Genomic DNA, 26,773 nt, shown 5'->3' with positions numbered 1-26,773 from the left:
TCGCCCTAGGTTATATAGTTGCGCAATGTAGCAACCTTCCGGGGTGCGACTCCGACTAGGCTCGACGAAAGAGAGATCAGGTCATGCTCCGCAACGGACTGGAACCCTGGCACCTGTTGATCGTGGCGATCGTCGTCATCGTGCTCTTCGGCTCGAAGAAGCTGCCCGACACCGCCCGTGCCCTCGGCAAGTCGATGCGCATCCTCAAGAGCGAGGCGAAGGCGATGAAGGAGGAGGGTGCGGCCGAGCCGGTGGTGGCCGAGTCCACCGTCCCCCAGACGAAGCCGGTCGAGCCGACGGCCGTGACGACCGCGGCGGAGTCGGTGCGGGCGCAGCCCACGGCCTGAGCGCCCCCGTAGGACGAGTGGGGCCGGTGCGGTCCGCTGTGCGTGGCAGCGGGCCGCACCGGCCGGTGTCGTGCTGTGCGCAGGAGTTGGTCGCGGCGACGGGGTCAGGCGGGTTCCCCGGCCCCCTTGGGGAGCAGCGCCTCCGCCGCCGAACGGGACTCCTCGCGCCGCTGCCGCCGGGTGCGGCGCGGCTCCTGGTCGGGCAGCCAGCCGAAGGCCATGCTGCTGCCGATCAGCCCGCACAGCAGGCCGACCATGAACCCTCCGATGTTGGAGGTCACCCAGGTGCCCAGGGAGAGCAGCACGGCGGTGATCGAGTAGAACAGCCGCTGTGCCGGGTTGAACAGGATCAGCAGACCGCACACGATCATCAGCGACGGCAGGAGATACCCCGCCAGCCCCTGCATGCCGATGTGCAGGATCACACCCAGCGGCGCCTTCATGGTGACAAGGATCTCGACGCCGCCGAAGGTGAGGAGTGCCCCGCCCACGAACGGCCGGCGGCCTCGCCACTGACGGAAACGCTGCCGCGCCGACGCCTTCGGACCCGCCTGGGCGGGTGCCGTCGGCTCGGCGGACGCGGCCGCCCCGGGCTCGGGTACGGCCGGCGGTTCGGGTCGGTTCACTGGATCACGTCCCCGGGCATCCGCTGGTGGAGAACTTCATCCGCAGGTCGGGCAGTTTGAAGACGGCCGCGGTCGCCGCGTAGTTGCGCTGGTACAGGTTGTCGATCGTGACCGTGCGCGCCTGCTGGCCGTAGACGCCCGGCGATCCCTTGTAGCCCGGGACCCGGTCGAAGGTGCTGGAGTCGCGGCCGATCTCGATGTCGTTGAACGAGGCGTTACCCATGATCTCGTCCGAGTCGATCGCCAGGTTCTCCACCTCGACCTTGGTGCCCTTGTTGCCGGCGGTCAGGATGAGCTGGATGCCGCCGAGGTCGACGGACTGGCACATGTTGGTCAGCTTGCCCTTGCCGATGACCGAGGTCACGACGAGGACCTGACCGCCCGTGTCGCCCTCGTTCGGGCTGTTCGGGATCATGTGGTCGAGCGAGCCGTACTGTTCGAAACCGACGCCCTCCAGCTTGTCCGCCTTGACGACGAACGGCATGCCGGAGATCGCGAACTGGACGCCGAGGATGCCCTCGGCGGTCAGGACGGCGAGGGTCGCGGCGGCGAGCGTGGCGGGCACCGCCAGCACGGCGGCCCGACGGCCGCGGACCCTGCCGCGTCTTGGAGTGGTGCCGCTACCCGGACTCCCGGGTGTGTTGTCGGCGGACGGTGTGACGTCCGGGGACGAGGCCATGTCTGCTCCCATGGGCATTAGTACATGCAGGTTGCTTTGTGGCGCGTTGTCCTGGCGCGGACAGCGGCTGCCGTGCACGCTCCCCACAACTCCCGGAAGTCGTACGGACTTTCTCGTTACGCGGCAGTAGCCAAGCCAGGAAGTTACCGATGGTTACAAGGACGGGTCAAGGGAGATGTGGAAAAAGGGTGTTCATTGTGCGCCAGCGATGGATCATGGCGCTACCTGTGGTGCGCGGCTGACAGCACTTCATTTCTGAGGACCCGTCACTTCATCAACTTCGGTCAGAGTCCTTGACGTTGACTGAGCATCAGGTCTACAACTCTGCCTGGCTCAGCCCGGATCCGTGGCGCCGGATCCGCAGCGCGACGTCTGTCGCGCTCCCGGACCTTCCGCACCGGACGTGCCCGCCCTCACCAGGGGCGGGCACCTCCGCCCGTGTCCGCTCACCTGGCCTGGCGTCGACGCCCCCTTGGCACCACACCCCCCTTGAGACCCCGTGCCCACGGGCGTCTCCTGCACCCCCCCCCTGAAAAGAAAGAGGCACCCGCACATGCGCGCTCGCTCCCTCTTCGCCGTCGTCGGCGCCGCCGCCGCCCTCACCCTCCCGGCCATCTCCCCGGCCTCCGCCGCGGGCGACGCGGTCCTGACCGTGAACGGCGAGAACGTCGCCGCCGGCACCGTCCTGACCGCGTCGCTGGCCAGTGGCACCGCCGCCACGTTCTACTCCAGCGCGACCGGCACCAGCGGCATCTCCTGCGCGACCTCGGGCTTCAACGCCACCGTCACCGACAACCCGACCGCGCCGGGCACCGCCACCGAGACGCTGAACTCGCACACCTTCGGCAACTGCACCGCGAACGTCCTCGGTGTCACGGGCGTCACCAGCATCACCGTCAACAACCTGCCCTACACGGTCACCGCGGCCTCCGGCGGCGCCCTCTCGGTGAACCCGCCGAGCGGCGGCACCATCCAGACCACGATCGTCCTGCGCACCCTGCTCGGCAGCATCACCTGCGTCTACCAGGGCCCGAGCCTGACCGGCACCACCAGCAACACCGACAACAGCATCAACTTCACCAGCCAGGCGTTCACCCGCACCTCCGGCTCGTCCCTCTGCTTCTCCGCCGGCTACTTCACCGCGAAGTACGCCCCGGTGTCGGACGGCGCGAACCCGGTGACGGTCAACTGACCTGACCCGACCGGGGCGTTCAGCGACGCCTCAGCCGCGTGAACAGGGCGGCGCCACCGGCCAGCACCAGCACGGCCGCGGCGCCGCCCGCCAGCATGGGGGAGAGGCCGCGCTCTGCCGGGGCCGACACGGACAGAGGTGTTGAACTCGGCGTCGGTTCAGGCGACTTGGGCTCCTGTATCTCGGGCGCCCGGGCCTCCGGTGTTTTGGCCTCTGACGTCTTGGCCTCAGGTGTTCTGGCCGGCTTCGCCTCGCGGGGTGTCTCCGGGAACACCACGTCCGAGCACGAGTAGTACGTGTCCGCCGTGCTCGTGTTCCGCCAGATCGTGTAGAGCACCTGCCGTCCCGTGCGGTCGGCGGGCAGCTTCGCGGTGAACCGGTAGGCGCCGTCGGTGAGTCGGGGGTCGGTGGCGACGGCGAAGGGGCGGGCCGGCAGGTCGGACCAGGTGAGCGGCTTCGCGGGGTCGTACCCAGGTTTCGTCAGGTACAGCTCGAAGGACCCGGTGTGCGGGATCGTCGAGACGTACGTCATCCGCAGCGTCCCGCCCGGTGCGAGCCGGGTCGCCGGCCAGTCCGCGCGCGCCAGGTCGAGCCCCCGGTACGCGGCCAGACCTCCGCTGCACAGCTCGCCGTCCGGGACCGTCTCCCGGTCGCGCCCGTTCACGTCCGCGACGCGCAGGTTGTCCCAGGCAGCGAAGGACGTGCCGTTCGCCCGCACCGCCGCCCGGCAGGCCGCCGTGTCCGCGTTCGCGCCGCCGTCGGGGGAGCAGGCGAAGACCCGGCTCACCGGGTTCGTCGGGGCGCCGTGCGCGGCGGCGGGGCCGGTGGTGGCGACCAGGGTGCCGAGCACGGCCGCCGCGAGGGGGACCAGACGGTGACGGGACATGAGGGGAGCCTCCTCCGATACGGCTGCACCGGGCATGTACGGCCGCGCCCGCCTCCGCGTTCAGAGGTATGCCGCATCGCCCCGGAAAACACTTTCCGTTGATTTGCCATGGGCATGACTCAAGTCGGGCATCTCCTCCCGAACCACCCCCTGACATGGGGTTCTTGTCGTCGGATCGAGGGTTTCCCCTGTATCCGGATGACCTTCTCTTTGCCTATCGTTCCACCACGGCCGACCCATAGGTAACCCCGAAACCGGTCGGTCACCCCGCCTGGCCCGCCACCGCGCGCCCACTCGATACACCCCCCGCCGCTTCGACGCCGAAGCGAAATCGACCGCCGCTCCGCCCTGCCCGGAGCCGGCTCCGAAAGGCACCCCTTTGCGCACTTCGCCCGCTCTGCGACGGAAGCTGATATCCGTCGCCGCCGTCTCCGCCGCCCTGCTCACGGGCACGGCCCTCCCCGCCGTCGCCGCGCCCGCCCAGGACACCGCCGCGCTGCCGGCCGTCCCCGCCGCGCAGACCGAGGCCGCCCCCGGCGTCACCGCCGAACGCCTCATCGTCGGCTACAAGTCCGGTGCGGACGAGGCCACCTCGAACAAGGCCGCCGAGGCCGACGCCGCCGCCAAGGGCGCGGACGTCGACTTCGAGCGCCGCCTCGGCACCGGCGCGGCCCTGGTCGACCTCGGCGGCGCCGACAAGGGCGACGTCGCCGACGTCGTCGCCAAGTACAAGGCCGACCCGTCCGTCGCCTTCGTCGTCCCGGACCGCCTGAACCAGCCGCAGGCCGACCCCAACGACACCGAGTACGCCAAGCAGTGGGACCTGTTCGAGACGACGGCCGGCATGAACGTGCCGGGCGCCTGGAACACCACGACCGGCTCCGGCGTCACCGTCGCCGTCATCGACACCGGCTACGTCGCGCACTCCGACCTGGCCGCGAACATCGTCGCCGGCTACGACTTCATCGCCGACACCGCCGTCTCCGTCGACGGCAACGGCCGTGACAACAACCCGGCCGACCCGGGCGACTGGTACAACGCCAACGAGTGCGGCTCGGGCATCCCGGCCTCCACCTCCTCCTGGCACGGCACCCACGTGGCCGGCACGATCGCCGCCGTCACCAACAACGGCAAGGGCATCGCCGGTATCGCGCACGGCGCGAAGATCTCCCCGCTGCGCGTGCTCGGCAAGTGCGGCGGCTACGACTCCGACATCATCGACGCGATCACCTGGGCCTCCGGCGGCACCGTCTCCGGCGTGCCGGCCAACACGAACGTCGCCAAGGTCATCAACATGAGCCTCGGCGGCGACGGCGCCTGCTCGACGGCGACCCAGAGCGCGATCAACGCGGCCGTGGGCCGGGGCACGACGGTCGTCGTGGCCTCGGGCAACGACAACGAGAACGTCGCGAACCACAACCCGGGCAACTGCAACAACGTCATCTCGGTCGCCGCGACCAACCGCGCCGGCGCCAAGGCGTCGTACTCCAACTTCGGTTCCCAGGTGGACATCGCGGCGCCGGGCGGCGAGACCCGCACCGCGACCGCGAACGGCATCCTCTCCACGCTGAACTCCGGCACCAAGACCCCGGTCGGCGAGAACTACGCCTACTACCAGGGCACCAGCATGGCCACCCCGCACGTCGCGGGCCTCGCCGCGCTGCTGAAGTCGGCCAACCCGGCGCTGACCCCGGCCCAGATCGAGTCGGCCATCAAGACCAACGCCCGTGCCCTGCCGGGCGCCTGCTCGGGCGGCTGCGGCGCGGGCCTCGCGGACGCCGCCAAGACCGTCGCCGCGGTGAGCGGCACGGGCGGCGGCACGACCGGCGCGGTGTTCACCAACACGACGGCCACCGCCGTCCCGGACAACGCCCCGGCCATCGAGTCCTCGATCTCCGTCACCGGCCGCACCGGCAACGCGCCCGCCGCGCTCCAGGTCGGCGTGAACATCACGCACCCCTACGTCGGTGACCTCGTCATCGACCTGGTCGCGCCCGACGGCACGGCGTACCGCCTGAAGTCCAGCTCCTCGGACTCGACGGACAACATCGACACCACCTACACCGTCGACGCCTCCAGCGAGACCGCCAACGGCACCTGGAAGCTGCGCGTCCAGGACACGGCGGCGCAGGACGCGGGCACGCTGAACAGCTGGAAGCTGACCTTCTGACACTCCGTCAACTCAGCTGAGATGTAACGCGGTTCGCAGAAACGGGCGGGCCGGCCGGTGTGGATGGACACCGGCCGGCCCGCCGTTCTCGTGCTCCCGGGAAACGTTTCTACGACGCGACCCGCTCCGGCGACGCCAGCACCCGCACGCCCCGGTCCGCCCGGGTGTCCAGCGCGGGCAGCAGCCCCGGCACGGCGATGCTCGGCAGGATGTGCGCCCACAGGACGGACAGCCGCTCACCGAGATCCGCGCGCCCGGACAGCGCCCGGGACATCAACTGGATCCCGCTGAAACAGCCGACGAGCAGTTCCACCGTTTGACGCGGCTGCACCGTCGGCAGCAACTCGCCCCGCTCCCGCGCGAGTTCGAGCAGTTCCTCCAGGCGCTCCGACCACTGCCGAAACGGCCCCCCGTGGTCGATCCGGCTCGGCGCCTCCTGATCCACCGCCAGCCGGATGCTGCCCCGCAACAACGAGCTGGTGAGCAGCCGTTGGCCCACCACGAACGTCATGTCGACGATCTCCTGGAGCTTGCACGCCTGCGGCGGGACGATCCCGAACGGCACCTGCTCGTTGAGCACCGCCTGCGCCAGCGCCTCCTTGGACGGGAAGTGGAAGTACAGCGCGCCCTTGGTGACGTCGGAGCGTTCCAGGACCATCGCGATGGTGGTGGACGTGTAACCGTGTTCGTCGAAAACCGCGCCGGCTGCTTCCACGATGGCCTGGCGCGTTCTGATGGCGCGCTCCTGTTTAGCCATAAGAGCCCCTCCGCGGAACCGAGTTGGCCGATCCCGCGATCGTGTGTCTGTTCGGCCCGATCATAGGATGCCGTCGACTGATCTCATTGATGCCAAACCGGTCGCCTCGTACTCTAACGTCCACTGTGCGGACGATTCACCGTCTGCCGTGGCCTTACGGGTGGCCGCAGGGAGGATGCGATGACCCGACCACGGCAGTCCGCTGACACCCCGTCCGGCACCCCGTTCCTGACGGCGACCGTCCCCCGCCAGTTCGTCCACCGCGCGGCGCTCTCCGAGACGCTGCTCACCGGCTGGCGGCGCACCGGGACCGACCGCTTCACCGTGTACGCCCAGTGGCCCCGCGCCCACGGGTTACACGTGTCGCCGGACTGGTGCTCCTACGACCCGCTGCTGGTGGTGGAGACGGTCCGGCAGGCCGGCACCCTGGTCATGCACACCGAGTACGGCGTCCCGCTGGAACAGCGGTTCGTGCTCAACGAGTTCGCCGTCGCCACGGATCCGCACCACCTGGAGGTGGGGCCGCTGCCGGCCGAGCCGGTCGTCGAACTCGCCTTCACCGACGTCCGGTTCAGGAGCGGGCGCCCCACCGCCTGCCGGTACACCGCGCGCGTGCTGTGCCGCGGGGGGCAGGCCGCGACCGCGGACGTCTCCTTCACCTGCGTCGGTGAGGCCGTCTACCGCAGGCTGCGGGGCGGCCGGACGCCGGGCACGGTCACCGCGCTGCCCGTGCCGCCCGGGGTGCCGCCGGAGAGTGTGGACCGGGCGCTGCCCGCCGATGTCGTCCTCGCCCCCGCCGGGCCCGATCCGGCGCCGCCCGGCGGGCGTTGGCAGCTACGGGTAAATACCGCACACCCCGTTTTCTTCGACCATCCGCTCGATCACGTCCCCGGGATGCTCCTGCTGGAGGCGGCCCGCCAGGCGGCCCGCTCGGCGCTTCCCGGCAAACGGCCCCCCAGCGCGTACCACGCGGTCTTCCACAGGTACGCTGAACTGGACGAACCCGTCTGGATCGAGGCTCGCGACGACGGTGGCGGACACCTCCAAGTCGTCGGCGTGCAACGGGAGTCGGCAGTCTTCGAGTGTGGGGTCGACGCCGCCGTAGGGTGAGTTATTGTTTACAGGGGGTGAGAAACAAACGGCATGACCCGTTCTTTTACCAGCCCAGGAGTGAGCTAGTCGATGGCGAGGCAGTTACGCGCCGAACAGACCCGCGCGACGATCATCACGGCCGCCGCCGATCTGTTCGACCGGCATGGTTACGAATCGACGAGCCTCAGTGACATCGTCGAGCACGCCCAAGTCACCAAGGGCGCCCTGTACTTCCACTTCGCGGCCAAGGAGGACCTTGCCCACGCGATCATGGAACTTCAGTCCCAGGCTTCGCAACGCGTCGCGGGCGAGATCGACAACCGGGGCTATTCCTCCCTCGAAGCGCTGATGCGCCTCACCTTCGGCCTGACCCGGCTGTCCGTCGAAGGTCCCATCGCCCGCGCGGGGTTGAGACTCGCGACCGGCGGCGTCGCGGTGAAACCCCCGCTGCGCCACCCCTTCTCCGAGTGGCTTGAGCTGGTCACCCGCGGCCTGTCCGGCGCGGTCCGCGAGGCCGACATACACCAGGACGTCGACGTCGACGCCGTCGCGCACTCCTTGGTCTGCTTCTTCGTCGGCACCCGTGTGGTCGGCCGCTCCCGTGAGACCACGACCCGTCTGCCCCGCCGGATGGCGGAGATGTGGTACGTCCTCATCCGGGGGCTGGTGCCGGTTCCGCGAAGACCGCGTTATCTGAGCCTCGCGTCCCGGTTGGAGCGGGAGATCATGGCGGCTTGCGTGTCCTGAGGGGGCGTCCCGGGCGGGCAAGTCGGGGGTGCCGTGCGCGACTTGGCGCGGGGGAGTGGCCGAGTGGTGTGCGGGGCGGTGTTTACACGTGTCCGGAAACCGTCCGGGGAAGCGTTTCCGACACGGGCGCCGGGGGACGGATGAACGTGCGGCGCGCTCGCGGGCTCGCGCGGACGCCGCGCGGTGTGGGGCGTGGCGCGGAGGGCCGGTGACGGGGCCGATCCGCGCGGTACGGTGATCCGCATGCCCCACACCCCCGTCCCGCCCGTGCTCCTCGGAGACGAACCCGGCTCGTTCCGGCGCGGTGTCCTCGCCGAACGGCACCCCGCGATCATCCGCCAGGTCCGCGAGGCGTTCCCCTACGACGCCGAAGTGCGGCGGGCCCTCGACGAGTTGGCCGTCAATTGCACGCGGGGCGCGCTGGAGCCGCTGCCCGACGAGGCGCACGACCTCGACCGCTGGCGCGCCTGGGGGCTCGACGGGCACCTCGGCACCTCCTGGTACGACGTGCCCTGGCTCTGGTCGGAGAGCTACTTCTACCGCCAACTCCTCCAAGCCGTCGGCTACTTCGGGCCCGGCGTCTGGCAAGGGGTCGACCCCTTCCGCCCGATGAAGCTCGCCGAACTCGAATCGGCCGAGACGGAAGCGGAGTTGGCCGCCCTCGACGACCTCGCGGAACGGTCCGCCACGGAGCGGGGGCGGGCGCTGCTGCACGGTTCCCTCTGGGGCAACCGCGCCGACCTCGGCTTCCGGCTCTCCGACGCCGGCGCCGAGGAGCGCGCCGCGGTGAGCGGCCTCGTCGCCGACGACAGCGACGCGTTGTGGGCGGCACTGAAGGACGCGACGGTCCTGTGCCTCGTCGCGGACAACGCGGGACGCGAACTGGTGCCCGATCTGCTGTTCCTGGCCCACCTGTTGACGGAACATCAGATCGAGCGGGCGGTGCTGCACGTCAAGCCCTACCCGTACTACGTCTCCGACGCGACGTTCGACGACGTCCTCGACGCCGTCCGCGCGCTTGTCGCGGCGCCGGGCGCGGCGGGGGAGTTCGGGCGGCGGCTGTGGGCGGCGCTGTCCGACGGCACCCTCGTCGTCCGGGCGCACCCCTTCTCGGCGTCACCCCTGCCGTACGCGGACATGCCGGACGACCTGCGCGCCGACTTCGCCGGAGCGTCCGTCACCGTGTTCAAGGGCGACCTCAACTACCGGCGTCTGGTGGGGGATCGGCTGTGGGCGCCGACGACGCCGTTCGCGGACGTCACCGCGTACTTTCCCGGAGTGGTCGCGGCGTTGCGGACGCTCAAGTCCGATGTGATCACGGGGCTTTCGGCGGAGACGGAGGCGGCGTTGACGGCGAGTGAGGGGCAGGGGTGGCGGATCGGGGGGACGCGGGCGTTGATTCAGGTGCGGGGGGTGTGAGGGGGCGCCGGTCTGCTGAGGCTGCGGCTCATCAGGCGCCGTCTGTTTCGTCGCCCTTGTCGTCCGCCTTCAGGAACTTCTCCCACACCTCGATCAGCTCCAGCGGCGTCTCGTCCATCGCGTAGTGCCCCGCCGACGCCAACTCGTACAGCTCGGCGTTCGGGTACCACTCCAGCCAGGTCCGCCGCATCAGGTCGGCGGACAGGGCGGGGTCGAGGGCGCCGGTGAGGGCGAGGGACGGTACCGGGGAGCCCTGGACGTCCTGGTGGAAGTCCTCGCGGGCCCAGGAGTCGAGCCAGGCGCGGAACGCCTCGGGGGCGCTGACGGCGAGGGAGCGGGCGACCATGCGGTCCAGCCAGGCGGCGGGGCGCCGGCCGCCGGTCGTGACGTCGAGGATCGCGCGCCGGTTCTCGGGACGGTGGGCGGCGTCCGCGAACAGCGTCCACTGCTCCGGCGGCAGGTCGAGGCCCGACGCGGGCACCGGCGAGACGCCCACCAGGCGCCGCAGCCGGTCCGGCGCGCGCGTGAGGAGCCGCTGCCCGATCGCGCCGCCCATGGAGTGCCCGACGACCGAGAACCGGTCCCAGCCGAGCCGGTCGGCGAGCGCCACGAGGTCGGCGGCGGCCTCGGCGGTCGTGAACGCGCCGTCCGCGTCGCGCGCGTGGCCGTACCCGCGCAGGTCGACCAGTGCGTACTGGAACGTGTCCCGGTCGAGATCGGGCAGTACGGGCGCGTACGCGGTGCGGTCGGCGAGCCAGCCGTGCACCGCGAACACCTTGTGGGCGCCGTCGCCGCGCAGCTCGTGGGGGAGCGCGAAGGGGGTCGTCATACGGGTCACGGTGAGGGGTGGTGGCGCCGGGTGGCAAGGGGGCGTCCGGGAAGGCGGGCGCATGCCCGGAACGCGGCTGTCGTACAGCTTTTCGGGGCGGATTCACGCGATGGTGTGATCATGTGCCGCCGAACGGATGCCCCGGACGGGCCATGGGTAGGGCCCCGCCATGACTCAGCCGTTCGAGCTTCCGCACTTCTACATGCCGCACCCCGCGCGGCTGAACCCGCACGTCGAACAGGCGCGCGCGCACTCGACGGAGTGGGCGCGCGAGATGGGCATGCTGGAGGGGTCGGGCATCTGGGACCAGGCCGACCTGGAGGCGCACGACTACGGCCTGCTGTGCGCGTACACGCACCCGGACTGCGACGCGGACGCCCTGTCGCTGATCACCGACTGGTACGTGTGGGTGTTCTTCTTCGACGACCACTTCCTCGACATGTTCAAGCGCACCCCGGACCGCGCGGCCGGCAAGGCGCACCTGGACCGGCTGCCGCTGTTCATGCCGCTCGACCTGGCGACGCCCGTCCCCGAGCCGCGCAACCCCGTGGAGGCGGGGCTCGCGGACCTGTGGGCGCGGACCGTGCCGGCGATGTCCGAGGACTGGCGGCGCCGGTTCGCCGTCGCCACCGAGCACCTGCTGAACGAGTCGATGTGGGAGCTGTCCAACATCGACGAGGGGCGCATCGCCAACCCCGTCGAGTACATCGAGATGCGCCGCAAGGTCGGCGGCGCCCCCTGGTCGGCGGGGCTCGTCGAGTACGCGACCGCCGAGGTCCCGGCCGCCGTCGCGGGGACCAGGCCCCTGCGCGTGCTGATGGAGACGTTCTCGGACGCCGTGCACCTGCGCAACGACCTGTTCTCCTACGAGCGCGAGGTGCGGGACGAGGGCGAGAACAGCAACGGCGTGCTCGTCCTGGAGACGTTCTTCGGCTGCACCACGCAGGAGGCCGCCGACACCGTCAACGACATCCTCACCTCGCGCCTGCACCAGTTCGAGCACACCGCGTTCACGGAGGTGCCCGCGCTCGCCCTGGAGAAGGGGCTGCGGCCCGACGAGGCGGCGGCGATCGCCGCGTACACCAAGGGGCTCCAGGACTGGCAGTCCGGCGGCCAGGAGTGGCACATGCGCTCCAGCCGGTACATGAACAAGGGCGCCCACCAGGCGGGCCCCTGGGAGCGGCTGACCGGGCCCGGCACGTCGGCCGCCGGGATCGGCGCGCTCCTCGCCACGGCCGCCGCCGAGCGTCTTCGCGCGTACACGCACGTGCCGTACCAGAAGGTCGGCCCGTCCCTGCTGCCCGAGCTGCGGATGCCCTACGAGGTGGAGCTGAGCCCGCACCTGGAGGGCGCGCGCGAGCGGATCGTCCCCTGGATGCACCGCATGGGGATGCTGGAGGAGGGCGTCTGGGACGAGGACAAGCTGCGCGTCGCCGACCTCCCGCTGTGCTCGGCGGGCATCGACCCGGACGCGGACGCGCAGCAGCTCGACCTCAGCTCGCAGTGGCTCGCCTGGGGCACCTACGCCGACGACTACTACCCCCTGGTGTTCGGCAAGCGCGGCGACTTCGCGGGCGCGCGCCTGACGACCGCGCGCCTGTCGGACTGCATGCCCGTCGAGAGCGCGACGGCGGCCCTGACGCCGGCGAGCGGCCTGGAGCGGGGGCTGGTCGACCTGTGGGCGCGCACCACGGCCGACATGACGCCCGGCGAGCGCCGCGCCTTCAAGGGGTGCGTCGACAAGATGACCGAGAGCTGGCTGTGGGAGCTGTCCAACCAGCTCCAGAACCGGATCCCGGACCCCGTCGACTACCTGGAGATGCGCCGCGCCACCTTCGGCTCCGACCTCACCCTGAGCATGTGCCGCCTCGGTCTCGGCCCCGGCATCCCGCCCGAGATCTACGCCAGCGGCCCGGTCCGCTCGCTGGAGAACTCCGCCATCGACTACGGGGCCCTCCTGAACGACGTCTTCTCGTACCAGAAGGAGATCGAGTACGAGGGCGAGCTGCACAACGCGATCCTCGTCGTCCAGAACTTCTTCGGCTGCGACTACCCCACGGGCGTGCGGATCGTCGCCGACCTGATCAACCAGCGCATGGAGCAGTTCGAGCACGTCGTCGCCCATGAACTGCCGGTCCTGTACGACGACTTCGCGCTCGACGCCGACGCCCGCGCGGCGATGGACACCTACGTCGCGGACCTGCGCCACTGGATGGCCGGCGTCCTCAACTGGCACCGCGAGGTCGACCGCTACAAGGCGCCGTACCTCGCCTCGCGCGCGCACGGGTTCCTCCCGGACCGGGCGCCGGCTGCCTTCGGCCAGGTGAAACCGGTGTTTTCATAACTTTTTCTTGCGGAATGGGACATTCGCTGAACCATGGAGGGGCGTCCGGAGTCTTCTGTGGTGAGGGGAACACCCGACGCGACCACTACGGGGGTAGTGCGACATGACCGACACCGTCGAGAAGAGCACCGAGAACGAGATCACCGAGATTGCGGAGAGCGGCGCGGAAGCCGCGGCGGCCCAGGAACTCACGCCGTACGCCGCGCCGCTCACCGTCCCGCCGGTCCTGCGCCCCGCGCAGGGGGACGTCACGCAGGAGACCGAGATCGCCCTGCGCCCGACCTGGGTGCGCCTGCACCCGCAACTGCCGCCCACCCTCATGTGGGGCTACGACGGCCGGGTGCCGGGCCCGACCGTCGAGGTGCGCAGGGGCCAGCGCGTCCGCATCGCCTGGACCAACCGCATCCCCGAGGGGAGCGAGTACCCGGTGACGTCCGTCGAGGTCAGGCGCCTCGGCGCGACGACCGAACCGGGCCGCGAGGGCGTCGAGCCCAACAAGGACGTCGCCGCCCTGCCCGCCTGGTCGGTGACCCACCTGCACGGCGCCCAGACGGGCGGCGGCAACGACGGCTGGGCCGACAACGCGGTCGGCTTCGGCGACGCCCAGCTCGCCGAGTACCCGAACGACCACCAGGCCGTCCAGTGGTGGTACCACGACCACGCCATGAACATCACCCGGTGGAACGTGATGACGGGCCTGTACGGCACGTACCTCGTCCGGGACGACGAGGAGGACGCCCTCGGGCTCCCCTCCGGCGCCCGCGAGATCCCCCTGCTGCTCGCCGACCGCAACCTCGACACCGACGAGGACGGCAGGCTGAACGGCCGCCTGCTGCACAAGACGGTGATCGTCGGCGACAGCCCCGAGACCGGCAAGCCCGTCTCCATCCCGTTCACCGGCCCGTACACCACCGTCAACGGCCGCATCTGGCCCTACGCCGACGTCGAGGCGGGCTGGTACCGCTTCCGGCTGGTCAACGCGTCCAACGCGCGCACCTACAACCTCGTCCTGCTCGACGAGGACGACCTGCCCGTCCCCGCCGTCGTCCACCAGATCGGCAGCGACGGCGGCCTCCTGCCGCGCCCGGTGCCGATCGACTTCGACGCGGCCATGCCCACGCTGATCGCGGCACCGGCCGAGCGCTTCGACCTGCTCTTCGACTTCCGGGGGCTCGAAGGCCGCACTCTGCGGCTCGTCAACAAGGGCCCGAACCAGGCGCCCGGCGTCCCTGACCAGGCGGGCGACGTGCGCTACCCGGACGTCATGCAGTTCCGCGTCGGCGAGGTGTGCGAACCGGACGCCTTCGAACTCCCCGAGGTGCTGTCCGGCTCCTTCCGCCGCATCAGCCACGACACACCGCACGAGCATCGGATGGTCGTCCTCACCCCGCCGAACACCAAGGGCGGCGGCGGACACCCGGAGATCTGGGAGATGGCGCACCTGGAGAACGCCGACGGCATCCAGTTCCCGGCCGACGGCATCATCCAGATCGCGGGCGCCGACGGCGTCCCGAAGACCTACCGGCGCATCTCACGCACCTTCAACGACGGCCTGGGCTTCACCGTCGCCGAGGGCTCCCACGAGCAGTGGACCTTCCTCAACCTCTCCGGGATCACCCACCCCATGCACATCCACCTCGCCGACTTCCAGGTCATGGGCCGCGACGTCTACGACGTGACGGGCTTCAGGCCCGACGCCGGCGGCACCGCCACCCCGATCACCCTCAAGCCGGACGTCGTGCCGATCCCGGCCAACGAGCAGGGCTACAAGGACGTCTTCCGCGCCCTCGGCGGCCAGGGCCTGCGGGTCATGGGCGAGTTCGACGGCGCCTACGGGCGCTTCATGTACCACTGCCACCTCCTGGAGCACGAGGACATGGGCATGATGCGGCCCTTCGTCGTCCTGCCCCCGGAGGCGCTGAAGTTCGACCACGGCGGCGGGCACGGCGGCCATGAAGGTCACACCGGCTGAGCCCCACGCGCGCGTACGGCATGCTCCACGGCGGCCCGCGCCAGCGCCCTGACCACCGGGTGCGGGTGCGAGCCGTCGCCGGCCAGCTCCGGCTGGAACAGCGTCGCGAGGAAGAAGGGGTGGCCGGGGAGTTCGGCGATCCGGGGAGCGCCCTCCTCGTCGTGCCCGGAGAAACGCATCCCGTGCGCCTGGAGCGTGTCCAGGTGCCCCGAGGGACCGTACGCGCAGAAGTACCGCTCGACCGTCCGCTCCGAGCCGATGACGGCCTCGGCGAGCGTCCCCGGCACGACGTCGACGACGGCCTCGTGGCCGGCGAGGGAACAGGCCAGCGGCGCGATCAGCGGGTCCGGCGCGCCGGGGTCGTTCTCGGCGTGCGCCGCGTGAGGGAGGCCGCACACGCCGCGCGCGAACTCCAGCAGCGCGTGCTGGAAACCGGCGCACGTGCCGAGGAACGGCACGCCGTGCACGCGTGCGTGCCGGATCGCCGCGACCGCGCCCTCCTCGCTGCGGTACGGGCTCCCCGGCACCACCCACACCGCGTCGAACCCGGCCACGGCACCCTCCCGCGCCGCGTCCTCGGTGGGGATCCAGTAGGCGTCCAGGACCAGACCGTCCCGGACGGCGAGCGCTTCCAGCAGGGGCGGGATGCGCGTGTGCGAGACGACGTGCGGGGAGCGGTCCCCGACCAGGGCGATCCGTGCTGTTGTCATGCCGCCCATCCTCGAAGGCGTCCCGAGTTCACGTCCAACGATGATTCCTGCACTCTCGATCAGCGAAGCTGATGCACCCTGGCGGGCATGGACCCGCACCTCCTGCGCACCTTCGTCGCCGTCGCCCGCCTCGCCTCCTTCTCCGCCGCCGCCCGCGAACTCGGCTACACCCAGTCCGCCGTCTCGCAGCACATCGCCTCCCTCGAACAGGACCTCGGGGCGGCGCTCCTCACCCGCCGCCCCGTCGCCCCCACGGCCGCCGGGGACCGCCTCCTGGAACACGCCGCGCCCCTCCTCCTGCGGCTCGACGCGGCCCGCGCGGACGTCGCCCGCATCGCCGCCGCGCCCCCGCACGGGCTGACCCTCGCCGCCTCTCCGACCGCGCTCCACGCGCGCGTGCCGGCCGCGCTGCCGTCCGTCGGCGTCACCGTGCGCGTCCTCGCGCGCGAGGACGTTCCCGCGGCCGTCGCCACCGGCGGCGCCGACGTCGGCCTCGTGGACGGGCTCGCGGCGCCCAGCGATCCGCTGCGGCTGCCCGATGTGGCGCCGCTGACGACGCGACGGGTCTCCGAGGAGCCGGTGGGCGTGCTGCTGCCCGCCTCCCATCCGCTGGCCGGCCGCGACGGGCTGCGCCTCGCCGACCTCGTGGACGCCCGCTGGATCGACGCTCCCGACACGGCGCTGCCCCTGCCGCAGGTGCGGGCGGCCGAGGGAGGGCAGGGGTTTCGCGCCGCGCTGCGGTACGAAGGGACGGATGTCCGGACGTTGGCGGGGTTGGTGGCGGCGGGGCACGGGCTGGCGTTGCTGCCGTGGTCGGTGGGGGCGCGGATGGGGGTGGGGACGTGTGTCGTCGCGCTGGTGGAGCCGTGGGTGGTGCATCGGGTCGAGTGTGTGTTCGCGGGGGTGTTGTCGGGGGCGGGGGAGGCGCTGGTGGGGGCGCTGGGGTGAGGGGCGAGGGGGCGCGGCCGTCGCTACCTCTGTTGACCGGAGGTCAGTCTCACTCGTTCGTGGCACGTCGCGCGCGGGTGCGCCGGGTAGAGCATCTGCCGGAGGCGATCCCCATGGAACAGCAGACCGCGTTGCGGCCCAAGCCGATGCCAGGACGGGAACCCGGGGGAGGTGAGCGGGGCGCGGCGGCACGGCGACCGCATGCCGCGCGGCGGCGGGGGCGCCGGATCACGACCCTGGTGCTCGGGTGCTTCGTCGCGACGGTGCTCGTCCTGGCCGGCGTCGGACTCGGCACCGTCGGGGCGGCCGTCATCGGCATGAGCAAGCTGGCGGAGATGCAGAAACAGGCGGCACGCGCGGGGACGAAGACCGCGCCCGGGACGGCTTTGCCGGGACCGGTGACGCCGTCCCCGTCCGCCCCCGCCCCCTCGCCGGCGCCCGCGCGGGCGTCCCTCGGGCTGGAGGCCGTGGACGCGGACAAGGCGGGGGCCGCGATCGTCGCCGTCCACGTCCCCGGACCCGGGTACACGGCCGGGCTGGTGCGCGGTGACGTCCTGCTGACGTTCGGCGGCGCCCGCGTCGACTCGGCCGCCGACCTCGTGCGCGCGCTGGCGAAGGCCGAGCCGGGCGAGGAGGTCAGGGTGACGGTGCTGCACCGGGGCGGGGGGTACCAGCAGTTGACGGTCGTTCCGGGGGTCGTGCTGTGAGGTGATGATCATCGGATTAATGGTGGAGGGCTGTGGAAAACTTCCGTGGCCGGTCCGGCCGATGCGCGACGATGGGGGAGAACCGCACGCCGCACCCGGTGTGGCGCGCGGCGACCGGCTCGCGCGGCCCCCGCCGCACGGGCAGGATGCTGCCCGTAGCCCGTGACCCGCCCGGAGGCCCGCATGACCGCCACCGCACCCTTCACCGCCGAGGACTACCGAGCCCGCATGGAACGCGCCGCGCGCACAGCGGCCGAGGCGGGACTCGCGGGCCTCCTCGTCGCACCGGGCCCCGACATGGTGTGGCTCACCGGATACGCCCCGACCGCCGAGACCGAGCGGCTGACCCTGCTGGTCCTGACGCCCGGTGACGACCCCGTCCTCGTCGTCCCCGCGCTGGAGGCGCCCGACGCCGAGAAGGCGGCCGGCGCGCCCGCGCTGACCCTGCGGGACTGGACCGACGGCAAGGACCCGTACGCCGCGACCGCCGCCCTCCTCGACCCGCGCGGGCGCTTCGGCGTCAGCGACAACACCTGGTCGCTGCACCTGCTGGCCCTCCAGAAGGCCCTGCCCGCCACCGCGTACGCCGCGCTCACCGAGGCGCTGCCGATGCTGCGCGCCGTCAAGGACGCGGCCGAACTGGAGCTGATGGCCGCCGCGGGCGCCGCCGCCGACGCGGCGTTCGAGGAGATCCGCGCCGTGCGCTTCGCCGGACGCCGCGAGTCCGAGGTGGGCGCCGACCTCGCCCGCCTGCTGCGCGAACACGGCCACCAGCAAGTCGACTTCACCATCGTCGGCTCGGGCCCCAACGGCGCCAACCCGCACCACGAGATGGGAGAACGGGTCATCGAGGACGGCGACATGGTCGTCCTCGACTTCGGCGGCCTCAAGGACGGCTACGGCTCCGACACCACCCGCACGGTCCACGTCGGCGAACCCACCGAGGAGGAGCGCCGGGTCCACGACATCGTGCGCGAGGCCCAGGAGGCGGGCTTCCGCGCGGTGCGCCCCGGCGCCGCCTGCCAGGACGTCGACCGGGCCGCCCGCGCGGTCATCGCCGACGCCGGGTACGGCGAGCGGTTCATCCACCGCACGGGCCACGGCATCGGCGTCACCACCCACGAACCCCCGTACATGATCGAGGGCGAACAGCAGGCCCTCGTGCCCGGCATGTGCTTCTCCGTGGAACCCGGCATCTACCTGCCCGGCCGGTTCGGGGTGCGCATCGAGGACATCGTCACGGTCACCGAGGACGGCGGGCGCAGGCTCAACCGCACCACCCGCGAGATGGTCATAGTGCGCTGAGTCCCGCGGCCCCCTCACCCCCTCACCGACCTGCGACGGCGCGACGATGACCCAGGCACCCACCCCCACCGCGGACACCGTCCGCCGGCTGGCCCGCACCCTCCTCAAGAACGGCGCCCAGGACCCCGGCGTCCGCCCCGTCACCGAGGGTGAGGGGCACTCCACGTGGTGGGTCGGCGCCCGCCACGTGCTGCGCCTGGCCCCCGACCGGGACGCCGCCGCGCGCCAGCGCCGCGAGCTGCGGCTGCGGGACGCCGTCCGGCCGCACGTGCCGGTCGCCGTGCCGGTCAGCGTCGCGCACGGCGAGTGGGCGCCGGGCCTGACCTACACCCTGGACACGCTGGTGCCCGGTGGCACCGCCGAGGAGCACGACGTGTCGGCCGTCGGCGAGGCCGACCTCGCGGGGCTGCTCGGCGGGCTGCGCGAGGTGACCGCGCGGCAGGCCGAGTCGCTGGGGGTGCCGCGCGCCGCCCCGCGCTCCCTGGAGGCGCTGCGCCGGATGGCCGTCCAGGCGGCGCAACGCCTCGCCGGCGCCGACGAGTTCGACGCCGCGCGGCTCGGCCAGCTCACCCAGGCCGGGGCCGCCCAGCTCGCCTCGCAGCCCGCCTCCGCCGTCCTCGTCCACCACCGGCTGCGCGGCGAGCACCTGATCGTGAGCGCCGACGGGCGCGTGCGCGGTGTCCTCGACTGGACCGACGCCGTCCTCGGCGACCCCGCCGAGGACATCGCCGGGCTCGCCCTCGCCGTGGGCGCCGGCGCGGCCGTCCGCGCCGCCACCCTCGCCGGCTATGGCCCCCGCCCCTGCCTGCGCGGCCTCTGGCTCGCCCGCTGCGACGCGGTCGTCCACCTCGCCGACCGCCTCACCGGCCCACCGGCCCGCTCGGCACTGCCGCGCGTGAGGCTCAAGCGCGCGTGGGAGGCGATCCTGCTGGAGCGGGTGACGGAGCTGCGGGAGGACGAGGAGTAGGGCGGGGCGGGGGTGTCGGCCGGGGTCGGGTGGTGGGGCCGGGTGGGCGTGGGGCGTGCGGCGTCGAAGGCCGGGGGCGGGCGGTGGCGAGCAGGGGGGGGCTGATCGTGTTCGTGTTCGCGCCCGTCCGGCCGTGTCCGCGCGTGTTCGGCGGCCATCGTCCCGCCCGTGCGGCTGGGGAAGTGGGCCGGAGCAGCCGGGGGAGCGGATCGGAGCGGCCAGGCGAGCGGACCGGAGCGGCCGGGATGCCCTGGCCTCGACCCGTACGCGCCCCGGCCCCTGCCGTGCCCCGTCCCCGGCCCCTGCCGTGCCCCGTCCCCGGCCCCTGCCGTGCCCCGTCCCGGCCTCTGTCTCAGTCCCGACCCTCAGTCCTGTTCCAGCACCGCGCAGGACTCTCCCGGGAGTCGGAGCAGGCCGTCGGGGCCCGGCGGTTCGACGGGGTCCCAGGAGGCCAGTACGCGGGCGGGGCGGGGGCCCAGGGGGATGTCGGCCGGGGTGGGGGCGAGGTTGACCGCCAGGCGGAGGTCGCCGCGGCGGAGGGCGAGCCAGCGGGAGGGTTCCTCGAAGGTGGCGTGGACGTCGGTGAGGTCGGGGTCGGTGAGGTCGGGGTGGGAGTGGCGCAGGGTGATCAGGGCGCGGTACCAGGCGAGTACGCGCGCGTGGGGCTCGCGTTCGGGCTCGGACCAGTCCAGGCAGGAGCGGGCGCGCGTGGCCGGGTCCTGGGGGTCGGGGACGTCCTCCTCGGCCCAGCCGTGCGCCGCGAACTCCCGCCGCCTGCCCCGCCGTACGGCGTCCGCGAGCTGGGGGTCGGTGTGGTCGGTGAAGAACTGCCAGGGCGTCGAGGCGGCCCACTCCTCGCCCATGAACAGCATCGGCGTGAACGGCCCCGCGAGCGTCAGCGCCGCCGCGCACGCCAGCAGACCGGGCGGGAGGGACGCGGCGAGCCGGTCGCCCTGCGCGCGGTTGCCGATCTGGTCGTGGGTCTGGCTGTAGCCGAGGAGCCGGTGGGCGGCGACCCGGGAGCGGTCCAGGGGACGGCCGTGCCGGCGCCCGCGGAACGCCGAGTACGTCCCGTCGTGGAAGAAACCGCCCTCCAGGGTCTTGGCCAGCGCCGCCAGGGGAGCGCGCGCGAAGTCGGCGTAGTAGCCCTGGGACTCGCCGGTCAGCGCGGTGTGCAGGGCGTGGTGGAAGTCGTCGTTCCACTGGCCGTGCAGCCCGAGCCCGTGCCGCTCGCGCGGGGCGATCACCCGGGGGTCGTTCAGATCGGACTCGGCGATCAGGAACAGCGGACGCCCCGTCTCGGCGGCGAGCCGGTCCACGGCCCGCGACAGCTCTTCGAGGAACGGGTACGCGCGTGTGTCCCGCAGCGCGTGCACCGCGTCGAGCCGCAGCCCGTCCAGCCGGAAGTCCTCCAGCCACGCGAGCGCGCTGCCCAGCAGGAACGCCCGCACCTCGTCGGAGCCGGCCGCGTCCAGGTTGACGGCGGCCCCCCACGGCGTGTGGTGGGTGTCCGTGAAGTACGGCCCGAACGCGGGCAGATGATTCCCCGACGGCCCCAGGTGGTTGTGCACGACGTCCAGGACGACGCCGAGCCCCAGCGCGTGCGCGCGGTCCACGAACCGCTTCAGCGCCGCCGGACCGCCGTACGGCTCGTGGACGGCCCACAGGGACACGCCCTCGTAGCCCCAGCCGTGCGTGCCGGGGAACGGGCACAGGGGCATCAGCTCGACGTGGGTGACCCCCAGGGCGGCGAGATGGCCCAGCCGGTCCGCGGCGGCGTCCAGGGTGCCCTCCGGCGTGTACGTGCCGACGTGCAGCTCGTACAGGACGGCCCCCTGGAGCGGACGTCCGGACCACTCCACGCGCCACGCGTACGCGCCCTGGTCGACGACCGCGCTGAGCCCGTCGGGCCCGTCCGGCTGGCGGCGCGAGCGCGGGTCGGGCAGCACGGGACCGTCGTCCACCGCGAAGCCGTACCGGGAGCCGTCGGACGCCTCCGTCTCGCCGGTCCACCAGTCCGGGCGCTCCGGATCGCGCGCCAACGCGCGCGTGGCGCCGTCGCAGTGGAGCGTCACCCTGGTGGCCTGCGGTGCCCACACGTCGAACTGCACGGACGGTTCCCCTTCGTCGGCGGCCCGTCCATCGTGCGTCATGAGGGGCCGTCGCGCCGAGGGGGCGTTCCGCCGCGCGGTCCCCGCGCGTGGGGCGCTCGTTCTCCGGTTTTCTGGACACCCGGGGGCCGCTGAAAGACAATCACCTGCGTGACGTCGTCCTTCGAGTTCAACACGTACCCCGCGCGGCTCTCCGACGTGGAGCGCGACAAGGCGCTGAAGGTGCTGCGGGACGGCGTCGCCATGGGCCGCCTGTCGCACGACACGTTCATCCGGCGCATGGAACTGGCGCTCGCCGCGCGGCGCTCCGACGAACTCGCCGCCCTCACCGCCGACCTGCCCCGCGAGAAGCGGCTGTCGCGCCTGGTGTTCGGCACCGTCGAGGCGGTCTCCGGGTTCGGTGTGCGGCTGCGCAACGCCTGGCGCGCGGAGCGGCTGCCCAAGCTCCTGCTGCCCCACCCCGGCGCGGGACACCCGCTGCGGATCGGCCGCGACCCCGCCAACGGGCTGCGCCTCAACCACGAGACCGTCTCCCGGGTGCACGCCGAACTGAGCCTCCAGGGCGGCCTGTGGGTCCTGCGTGACCTCGGCTCCACCAACGGGACCACCGTCAACGGCCGCCGGGTCATCGGCGCGGCGATCGTCCGGGAGGGCGATCAGATCTCCTTCGGGCGGATGGAGTTCAGGCTCGCGGCGGACTGACGGCGGACGGGCGGCGGATCGGCGGCGGACGGGGGTTCGACGCACGTTCGGGTGAGTCGGGGTGCGGACGGCGGGCGCGCGTGCCGATGCACACCCCATGACACGTTTCCTCGTTCTCGCCGCCGCCCTGTTCCTCACGACCCTCACCGCCCCCGCGGGCGCCGCCCAGAGCGCCGCCCTGCCGGGCAACTGGCTCCAGATCAGCGTCACCGAGGGCGACGGCCACTCCAGCGACATGCGCGGCACCCTCCTGCTGTGCAACGACGTCCCGCAGGGCCACAAGCGCGCGGCGGAGGCGTGCGGACAGCTCAGGGCGGCCCACGGCGACATCCGGGCCATCCCGCCCCAGGAGATCTACTGCACGCACGTCTACGCCCCTGTCACGGCCGCCGCGCGCGGGCAGTGGAACGGGCGGCCCGTCCAGTACGAGAAGACGTTCGGCAACGCGTGCCAGATGGGAGCCGAGACGGGCGCCGTCTTCGCCCTGGACAAGTGAGCCCCGCCACCTAGGCCGCCCTCCCGCGCGCGTGCAGCGCCGCCGCCACCACCGTGCGGGACTGGTGCTCCACCTGGTGGGGCAGCGGCACCCAGCGGGCGTGGAAGTGGTCGGCGAACGACGCGCTCCACACCCGCACCAGGTGTTCGAGCCGGCCCGCCGCGCGGTCGTCGTGCTCACGCAGCACCCGCAGCAGCATCGCCGCCGCCCGCAGCGGCAGCCGGCGCGCGAACGCGTCGACACTGCTGACGTAGGCGCGGGTGGTGTCCGCCGGGGGCGTGTGCGCCCAGTCCGAGGCCAGGCCCGGCACCAGGTCCAGGCCCCAGCGCGCGGCGCGCAGAAGGGGCCCCTCGGGCGCGTACAGGCGGGGCAGCGCCTCCCGGTGGACCTCCTCGACCTTGCGCGCGTCGCACAGCAGCCGGTGCGCCAGGTGCCGCAGCGCCGCCGGCGGGTCCGGGTGGGGCGCCCGGTCGTCCACCAGGTCGCTCGCCCACATCGGCACCTCCACGACCGCCGTGAGGCCCCCGTAGCGGTGCGTGCGGTACCAGGTGCTGTGCCGCGCGTCGTCCGGCATGCTCGGGTACGCCGCGCCCGCGCCGGGGCCCGGCATCACGTGGACGCCGGGCCCCGACACCGGCCAGCCCGCCGCGTCCGAGGCGCCCGTCTCCACCGGTATCCGTAGCCGCGCCGCCGATCTCGCGAACGGCGCCGCGAGACCCGGTATGTCGCGCGTCAACTGCACCCAGCTGCCGCCCAGATCGGTGCCGTGCAGCGACACCTGGAGGTAGGGCCGCAGCTCGTCGATGACGCCCGTCAGCGCGCGCGTCTCGGGCGGCAGCCGGTCCGGGGGCAGCGCGGCGGGCGACCACTCCGGCTGCTCGGGACCGGCCGGCCGGAAGAAACCCAGGTGGTAGTCCAGGAGGCTGCGCGGCGCGGGCGTACGGTGCAGGCTCGCGCCGTCCGGGTCCGCGCACACCAGGAAGTGCCACGACCTCCCGGTGCGCAACCGCCTCTCCCGCAGCACCTGTTCGGCGACCGCCAGGAGCGTCGGCCCGCCCGTCGGCTCGTTCGCGTGCGCCCCCGCCACGACCAGGACCGCGCGGCGCGCGTGCCCGACGGACAGCAGGTGCAGCGGACGTCCCGCACGGGACACCCCGACCTGGCGCATCCCGCACAGTCCAGGACGCCGTACGGTCAACGCCCGCGCGGCCTCGGTCAGTTCGGCCAGCGTGGGATAGCGCGGCTCCGGCAAGACTCACCCCCGTCACACCTGTCCTGCTCCGCCCTCCCCACTACCCCACGCCCGTCTGGCGCTGTCAAGGACGCCGGTTGCCGGTGGTACGCACGGGCCGACGGGGAGCACGGTGATCGAAGTGCGGCCCCCACGCGCACGCCGGGCGCGTGATCAGGCGCGTACGCCGACGGATCTCACTCCACCGCCCTCTCCAGCAACGCCACCGGGGTACCCCCGAACAGCTCCTCCACGCGTACGTGCCCCTCGAACACCCGCCCGGGATCCAGGACGTCGGCCCAGTGCCCCGGCGGCAGCGGCAGCACCGTCTCCCGCCAGCCGCCCGCCTCGGCCAGCCGCAGCGACAGCCGCGTCACCGCCGCGAGGACCGCCCCGGAGCGCACGTACGCGAGACAGTGGCCGGCCGCGTCGCCCCGCGCGGGGAGCGGGGTGTACTCCGCCGCCGTGCCGAACACGCCGGGACGGCGGCGGCGCAGGCGCAGCGCGGCGGCCGTCAGGGCGGCCTTCTCGTCCGGGTCGGCCGGAGGGAACCGGGCCGGGCGCCGGTTGTCGGGGTCGACGAGGGCCCGGTACTCGGTCTCGGTGCCCTGGTAGACGTCCGGGACGCCCGGCATCGTCAGGTGGACCAGGGCGGTGCCCAGGACGTTCGCCCGGATGTGCGGGGCGAGTTCCGCGCGCGCGGCGAGCACCCGGTCCGCGCCTGCGGGGCCCGCGTCGGCGAACGCCGCCACCGCCTGTTCGTACGGCTCGTTCCGTTCCGTCCAGCTCGTGCGCAGGCCCGCCTCGCGCACGTGCTTCAGCAGCGCCTCGCGCAGGCGCGCGGGGTCGGCGGGGCCGAGGCCGAACACCGTCTGCCAGGCCGCCCACGTGAAGTGGCCGTCCGCGCACGCCGGGAGCCCGGCGACGAGTGCGGTCCACCGCTCGGGGCACTCGGTGAGCACCGCCAGGGCCGCGCGGACGTCGGCGCTGCGCTTCGTGTCGTGCGTGGACACGGCCGTGCCGCCGGCCGGCCAGTCGCGCTGCACGCGCGCGCAGTACGCGTGGAACGCGTCCGGCGACACCGCCGGGTCGCCCGGGTCGCCGCCCACCTCCGTCGCCGACAGCAGGGGCGTGAACCGGTAGAACGCCGTGTCCTCCACGGACTTGGCGCGCAGGGCGGAGGACGTCTGGGCGAAACGGGTGCGCAGCTCGGTCGCCTCGGCGCCGGTCTCGGCGGGCGCCACGAGCAGGTTCCGGACGACGTCCACCGCGCGGGCCTCCTCCGGCACCGCGAACGCCGCGCGGGCCTCGCGGGCGGCGTCGCGCGTGAGCACGGACGCCGGGTCGGCCGACGGGTAGGGGCGGTAGACCTCCATGCGGACCAGGAGTTCGGTCAGGGCGGTGCGCAGGGCCCACGGGGCGCGGTCGCTCGCGGCGGGATCGGGGGAGGCGGCGCAGGCGCGGACGGCCGTGCGGGTCAGGCGGTCCAGCTCGGCGGCGAGTTCGTGGGCGAGCGTCGTGTACGCGGCCCGCCTGACGGTCGCCGGCCAGTCGCCGCCCCGATCCGCCTCAGCGGCCGTGTGACGCCCGTAGAGGGACCGCAGGGTCTCCCAGCCCGCCGGGTCCGTGAAAAGGCCGTCCACGTGCCGTAGCGCGTCGTAGCCGGTCGTTCCCGCCACCGGCCAGGCCCGGGGCAGGGGTTCACCGGCCGCGAGGATCTTCTCGACGACCGTCCAGCGGCCCTTCGTCGCCCGGTGCAGGCGTTCCAGGTAGGCGTCCGGGTCGGCGAGGCCGTCGGGGTGGTCGACGCGCAGGCCGTCCAGGACGCCGTCGTCCAGGAGGCGCAGCAGGGTGCCGTGGGTGGCCTCGAAGACGTCCGGGTCCTCCACGCGCACGCCGATCAGCTCCGAGATGCTGAAGAAACGCCGGTAGTTGAGCTCCGTGCGGGCCAGCCGCCACCACACCGGGCGGTACCACTGGGCCTCCAGCAGCTCCGGCAGCGGCAGGCCGGCCGTGCCCTCGCGCAGCGGCAGGACGTGGTCGTGGTAGCGCAGCGTCCCGTCCTCGACCCGCAGGTGCTCCCGCTCCTCGCCCACGGGCCCGCCGAGCACCGGCACCAGGATCCGCCCGCCCTGCGCCTCCCAGTCGACGTCGAACCAGCGCGCGTACGCCGACTCCGGGCCCTCCCTGAGCACCGCCCACAGCGCCCGGTTGTGTCTCGGGGCCATCGCCATGTGGTTCGGCACGACGTCCACGACCAGCCCGAGCCCCCGCTCACGCGCCGCGCCCGCCAGCGCCCTCAGCCCCTCCTCGCCGCCCAGTTCCCCCCGCACCCGCGCGTGATCCACCACGTCGTACCCGTGCGCCGAACCCGGCACCGCTTCGAGCACCGGCGACAGATGCAGATGCGACACCCCCAGCCGTGCCAGGTACGGCACCGCCCGTGCGGCGTCCGCGAACGTGAACGAGGGCTGGAGCTGCAGCCGGTAGGTGGCCGTGGGGACGGGGCGCTCAGGGGTCATGCAGGTCTAGGTAC

At 72.9% G+C, this 26,773-nt stretch carries 23 protein-coding genes; 14 read left to right on the top strand and 9 right to left on the bottom strand.

Annotation, left to right across the window (positions count from 1 at the left end; genetic code table 11):
* The first annotated feature begins 83 nt into the window (after positions 1 to 83).
* Complete coding sequence (gene tatA, locus IAG44_RS08780) at positions 84 to 347, top strand: Sec-independent protein translocase subunit TatA (protein ID WP_187746567.1); 264 nt, start codon at positions 84 to 86, stop codon at positions 345 to 347.
* A gap of 104 nt (positions 348 to 451) precedes the next feature.
* On the opposite strand, the gene IAG44_RS08775 is transcribed toward tatA, so the two are convergent.
* Both IAG44_RS08775 and IAG44_RS08770 read right to left on the bottom strand, forming a co-directional pair.
* Positions 452 to 973, bottom strand: a complete 522-nt coding sequence (locus IAG44_RS08775; protein WP_187746566.1) for a DUF6114 domain-containing protein — start codon at positions 971 to 973, stop codon at positions 452 to 454.
* A 4-nt stretch (positions 974 to 977) separates the two neighbouring features.
* The gene (locus IAG44_RS08770) at positions 978 to 1,652 is read right to left on the bottom strand and encodes a DUF6230 family protein (protein WP_187746565.1); all 675 of its coding nucleotides are present in this window, start codon (positions 1,650 to 1,652) and stop codon (positions 978 to 980) included.
* Positions 1,653 to 2,205: 553 nt separating this feature from the next.
* On the opposite strand from IAG44_RS08770, the gene IAG44_RS08765 reads away from it, so the two are divergent.
* Positions 2,206 to 2,844 (top strand): Tat pathway signal sequence domain protein, encoded by a 639-nt coding sequence (locus IAG44_RS08765; RefSeq protein WP_187746564.1) that lies wholly within the window; start codon positions 2,206 to 2,208, stop codon positions 2,842 to 2,844.
* A gap of 19 nt (positions 2,845 to 2,863) precedes the next feature.
* On the opposite strand, the gene IAG44_RS08760 is transcribed toward IAG44_RS08765, so the two are convergent.
* The gene (locus tag IAG44_RS08760; RefSeq protein ID WP_187746563.1) at positions 2,864 to 3,730 is read right to left on the bottom strand and encodes a lytic polysaccharide monooxygenase auxiliary activity family 9 protein; all 867 of its coding nucleotides are present in this window, start codon (positions 3,728 to 3,730) and stop codon (positions 2,864 to 2,866) included.
* 379 nt (positions 3,731 to 4,109) lie between these two features.
* On the opposite strand from IAG44_RS08760, the gene IAG44_RS08755 reads away from it, so the two are divergent.
* Positions 4,110 to 5,900 carry a S8 family peptidase gene (locus tag IAG44_RS08755; protein WP_187746562.1) on the top strand — a complete coding sequence of 597 codons (1,791 nt, stop codon included), beginning with the start codon at positions 4,110 to 4,112 and terminating at the stop codon, positions 5,898 to 5,900.
* A 109-nt stretch (positions 5,901 to 6,009) separates the two neighbouring features.
* On the opposite strand, the gene IAG44_RS08750 is transcribed toward IAG44_RS08755, so the two are convergent.
* Positions 6,010 to 6,657 carry a ScbR family autoregulator-binding transcription factor gene (locus IAG44_RS08750; RefSeq protein WP_187746561.1) on the bottom strand — a complete coding sequence of 216 codons (648 nt, stop codon included), beginning with the start codon at positions 6,655 to 6,657 and terminating at the stop codon, positions 6,010 to 6,012.
* Positions 6,658 to 6,837: 180 nt separating this feature from the next.
* On the opposite strand from IAG44_RS08750, the gene IAG44_RS08745 reads away from it, so the two are divergent.
* The 3 genes from IAG44_RS08745 to IAG44_RS08735 all read left to right on the top strand — a co-directional run bounded on the left by IAG44_RS08745 (position 6,838) and on the right by IAG44_RS08735 (position 9,915).
* Entirely contained in the window at positions 6,838 to 7,767 is a 930-nt protein-coding gene (locus IAG44_RS08745) for a ScbA/BarX family gamma-butyrolactone biosynthesis protein (RefSeq protein WP_187746560.1), read from the top strand.
* A gap of 72 nt (positions 7,768 to 7,839) precedes the next feature.
* Positions 7,840 to 8,496, top strand: a complete 657-nt coding sequence (locus IAG44_RS08740) for a ScbR family autoregulator-binding transcription factor (RefSeq protein WP_187746559.1) — start codon at positions 7,840 to 7,842, stop codon at positions 8,494 to 8,496.
* A gap of 243 nt (positions 8,497 to 8,739) precedes the next feature.
* Positions 8,740 to 9,915 carry a damage-control phosphatase ARMT1 family protein gene (locus IAG44_RS08735; RefSeq protein ID WP_187746558.1) on the top strand — a complete coding sequence of 392 codons (1,176 nt, stop codon included), beginning with the start codon at positions 8,740 to 8,742 and terminating at the stop codon, positions 9,913 to 9,915.
* A 31-nt stretch (positions 9,916 to 9,946) separates the two neighbouring features.
* Here IAG44_RS08735 and IAG44_RS08730 read toward each other — a convergent pair whose 3' ends face one another.
* A complete protein-coding gene (locus tag IAG44_RS08730; RefSeq protein ID WP_187746557.1) occupies positions 9,947 to 10,744 on the bottom strand; it encodes an alpha/beta fold hydrolase in 798 nt (265 codons plus the stop codon).
* A 169-nt stretch (positions 10,745 to 10,913) separates the two neighbouring features.
* Between IAG44_RS08730 and cyc2 the strand changes: the two genes are divergently transcribed.
* Together cyc2 and phsA are read left to right on the top strand one after the other, a co-directional pair.
* Positions 10,914 to 13,088, top strand: coding sequence for a germacradienol/geosmin synthase Cyc2 (gene cyc2 / locus IAG44_RS08725; RefSeq protein WP_187746556.1), 2,175 nt, complete (start codon positions 10,914 to 10,916; stop codon positions 13,086 to 13,088).
* Positions 13,089 to 13,191: 103 nt separating this feature from the next.
* Complete coding sequence (gene phsA, locus IAG44_RS08720) at positions 13,192 to 15,060, top strand: O-aminophenol oxidase PhsA (RefSeq protein WP_187746555.1); 1,869 nt, start codon at positions 13,192 to 13,194, stop codon at positions 15,058 to 15,060.
* On the opposite strand, the gene IAG44_RS08715 is transcribed toward phsA, so the two are convergent.
* Complete coding sequence (locus tag IAG44_RS08715) at positions 15,048 to 15,770, bottom strand: CTP synthase C-terminal region-related (seleno)protein (RefSeq protein WP_187746554.1); 723 nt, start codon at positions 15,768 to 15,770, stop codon at positions 15,048 to 15,050. The genes phsA and IAG44_RS08715 overlap by 13 nt on opposite strands.
* An 87-nt stretch (positions 15,771 to 15,857) precedes the next feature.
* On the opposite strand from IAG44_RS08715, the gene IAG44_RS08710 reads away from it, so the two are divergent.
* The 4 genes from IAG44_RS08710 (at position 15,858) to IAG44_RS08695 (ending at position 19,697) form a co-directional block, all read left to right on the top strand.
* Positions 15,858 to 16,718, top strand: coding sequence for a LysR family transcriptional regulator (locus tag IAG44_RS08710; RefSeq protein ID WP_187746553.1), 861 nt, complete (start codon positions 15,858 to 15,860; stop codon positions 16,716 to 16,718).
* A 113-nt stretch (positions 16,719 to 16,831) separates the two neighbouring features.
* The gene (locus IAG44_RS08705; RefSeq protein WP_246561587.1) at positions 16,832 to 17,425 is read left to right on the top strand and encodes a PDZ domain-containing protein; all 594 of its coding nucleotides are present in this window, start codon (positions 16,832 to 16,834) and stop codon (positions 17,423 to 17,425) included.
* Positions 17,426 to 17,608: 183 nt separating this feature from the next.
* Positions 17,609 to 18,730 carry an aminopeptidase P family protein gene (locus tag IAG44_RS08700; RefSeq protein ID WP_187746552.1) on the top strand — a complete coding sequence of 374 codons (1,122 nt, stop codon included), beginning with the start codon at positions 17,609 to 17,611 and terminating at the stop codon, positions 18,728 to 18,730.
* Positions 18,731 to 18,776: 46 nt separating this feature from the next.
* Positions 18,777 to 19,697, top strand: coding sequence for an aminoglycoside phosphotransferase family protein (locus IAG44_RS08695; protein WP_187746551.1), 921 nt, complete (start codon positions 18,777 to 18,779; stop codon positions 19,695 to 19,697).
* A 365-nt stretch (positions 19,698 to 20,062) separates the two neighbouring features.
* Here the strand turns inward: IAG44_RS08695 and treZ are convergent, their stop codons facing one another.
* Entirely contained in the window at positions 20,063 to 21,808 is a 1,746-nt protein-coding gene (gene treZ, locus IAG44_RS08690; protein WP_187746550.1) for a malto-oligosyltrehalose trehalohydrolase, read from the bottom strand.
* 150 nt (positions 21,809 to 21,958) lie between these two features.
* Between treZ and IAG44_RS08685 the strand changes: the two genes are divergently transcribed.
* Together IAG44_RS08685 and IAG44_RS08680 are read left to right on the top strand one after the other, a co-directional pair.
* The gene (locus tag IAG44_RS08685; RefSeq protein WP_187746549.1) at positions 21,959 to 22,510 is read left to right on the top strand and encodes an FHA domain-containing protein; all 552 of its coding nucleotides are present in this window, start codon (positions 21,959 to 21,961) and stop codon (positions 22,508 to 22,510) included.
* Between the two features lie 97 nt (positions 22,511 to 22,607).
* Entirely contained in the window at positions 22,608 to 23,006 is a 399-nt protein-coding gene (locus IAG44_RS08680) for an SSI family serine proteinase inhibitor (RefSeq protein WP_187746548.1), read from the top strand.
* Between the two features lie 10 nt (positions 23,007 to 23,016).
* On the opposite strand, the gene IAG44_RS08675 is transcribed toward IAG44_RS08680, so the two are convergent.
* Together IAG44_RS08675 and treY are read right to left on the bottom strand one after the other, a co-directional pair.
* The gene (locus tag IAG44_RS08675; protein ID WP_246561585.1) at positions 23,017 to 24,258 is read right to left on the bottom strand and encodes a M14 family zinc carboxypeptidase; all 1,242 of its coding nucleotides are present in this window, start codon (positions 24,256 to 24,258) and stop codon (positions 23,017 to 23,019) included.
* A 176-nt stretch (positions 24,259 to 24,434) separates the two neighbouring features.
* On the bottom strand, positions 24,435 to 26,759 hold the full coding sequence (gene treY, locus IAG44_RS08670) for a malto-oligosyltrehalose synthase (protein ID WP_187746547.1): 2,325 nt from the start codon (positions 26,757 to 26,759) through the stop codon (positions 24,435 to 24,437).
* Positions 26,760 to 26,773 lie beyond the last annotated feature (14 nt).

It is taken from the genome of Streptomyces roseirectus (assembly GCF_014489635.1).
Classification (GTDB): Bacteria; Actinomycetota; Actinomycetes; order Streptomycetales; family Streptomycetaceae; genus Streptomyces; species Streptomyces roseirectus.
Note: the sequence above shows the minus strand (reverse complement) of the source record. Positions and strands in the feature narration are given on the sequence as shown.

Coding starts and splice junctions, on each gene's coding strand:
- tatA (WP_187746567.1), top strand. CDS start 84: ATGCTCCGCAACGGACTGGAACCCTGGCACCTGTTGATCGTGGCGATC.
- IAG44_RS08770 (WP_187746565.1), bottom strand. CDS start 1,652: ATGGCCTCGTCCCCGGACGTCACACCGTCCGCCGACAACACACCCGGG.
- IAG44_RS08765 (WP_187746564.1), top strand. CDS start 2,206: ATGCGCGCTCGCTCCCTCTTCGCCGTCGTCGGCGCCGCCGCCGCCCTC.
- IAG44_RS08760 (WP_187746563.1), bottom strand. CDS start 3,730: ATGTCCCGTCACCGTCTGGTCCCCCTCGCGGCGGCCGTGCTCGGCACC.
- IAG44_RS08750 (WP_187746561.1), bottom strand. CDS start 6,657: ATGGCTAAACAGGAGCGCGCCATCAGAACGCGCCAGGCCATCGTGGAA.
- IAG44_RS08745 (WP_187746560.1), top strand. CDS start 6,838: ATGACCCGACCACGGCAGTCCGCTGACACCCCGTCCGGCACCCCGTTC.
- IAG44_RS08740 (WP_187746559.1), top strand. CDS start 7,840: ATGGCGAGGCAGTTACGCGCCGAACAGACCCGCGCGACGATCATCACG.
- IAG44_RS08735 (WP_187746558.1), top strand. CDS start 8,740: ATGCCCCACACCCCCGTCCCGCCCGTGCTCCTCGGAGACGAACCCGGC.
- IAG44_RS08730 (WP_187746557.1), bottom strand. CDS start 10,744: ATGACGACCCCCTTCGCGCTCCCCCACGAGCTGCGCGGCGACGGCGCC.
- cyc2 (WP_187746556.1), top strand. CDS start 10,914: ATGACTCAGCCGTTCGAGCTTCCGCACTTCTACATGCCGCACCCCGCG.
- phsA (WP_187746555.1), top strand. CDS start 13,192: ATGACCGACACCGTCGAGAAGAGCACCGAGAACGAGATCACCGAGATT.
- IAG44_RS08715 (WP_187746554.1), bottom strand. CDS start 15,770: ATGACAACAGCACGGATCGCCCTGGTCGGGGACCGCTCCCCGCACGTC.
- IAG44_RS08710 (WP_187746553.1), top strand. CDS start 15,858: ATGGACCCGCACCTCCTGCGCACCTTCGTCGCCGTCGCCCGCCTCGCC.
- IAG44_RS08705 (WP_246561587.1), top strand. CDS start 16,832: ATGGAACAGCAGACCGCGTTGCGGCCCAAGCCGATGCCAGGACGGGAA.
- IAG44_RS08700 (WP_187746552.1), top strand. CDS start 17,609: ATGACCGCCACCGCACCCTTCACCGCCGAGGACTACCGAGCCCGCATG.
- IAG44_RS08695 (WP_187746551.1), top strand. CDS start 18,777: ATGACCCAGGCACCCACCCCCACCGCGGACACCGTCCGCCGGCTGGCC.
- IAG44_RS08680 (WP_187746548.1), top strand. CDS start 22,608: ATGACACGTTTCCTCGTTCTCGCCGCCGCCCTGTTCCTCACGACCCTC.
- treY (WP_187746547.1), bottom strand. CDS start 26,759: ATGACCCCTGAGCGCCCCGTCCCCACGGCCACCTACCGGCTGCAGCTC.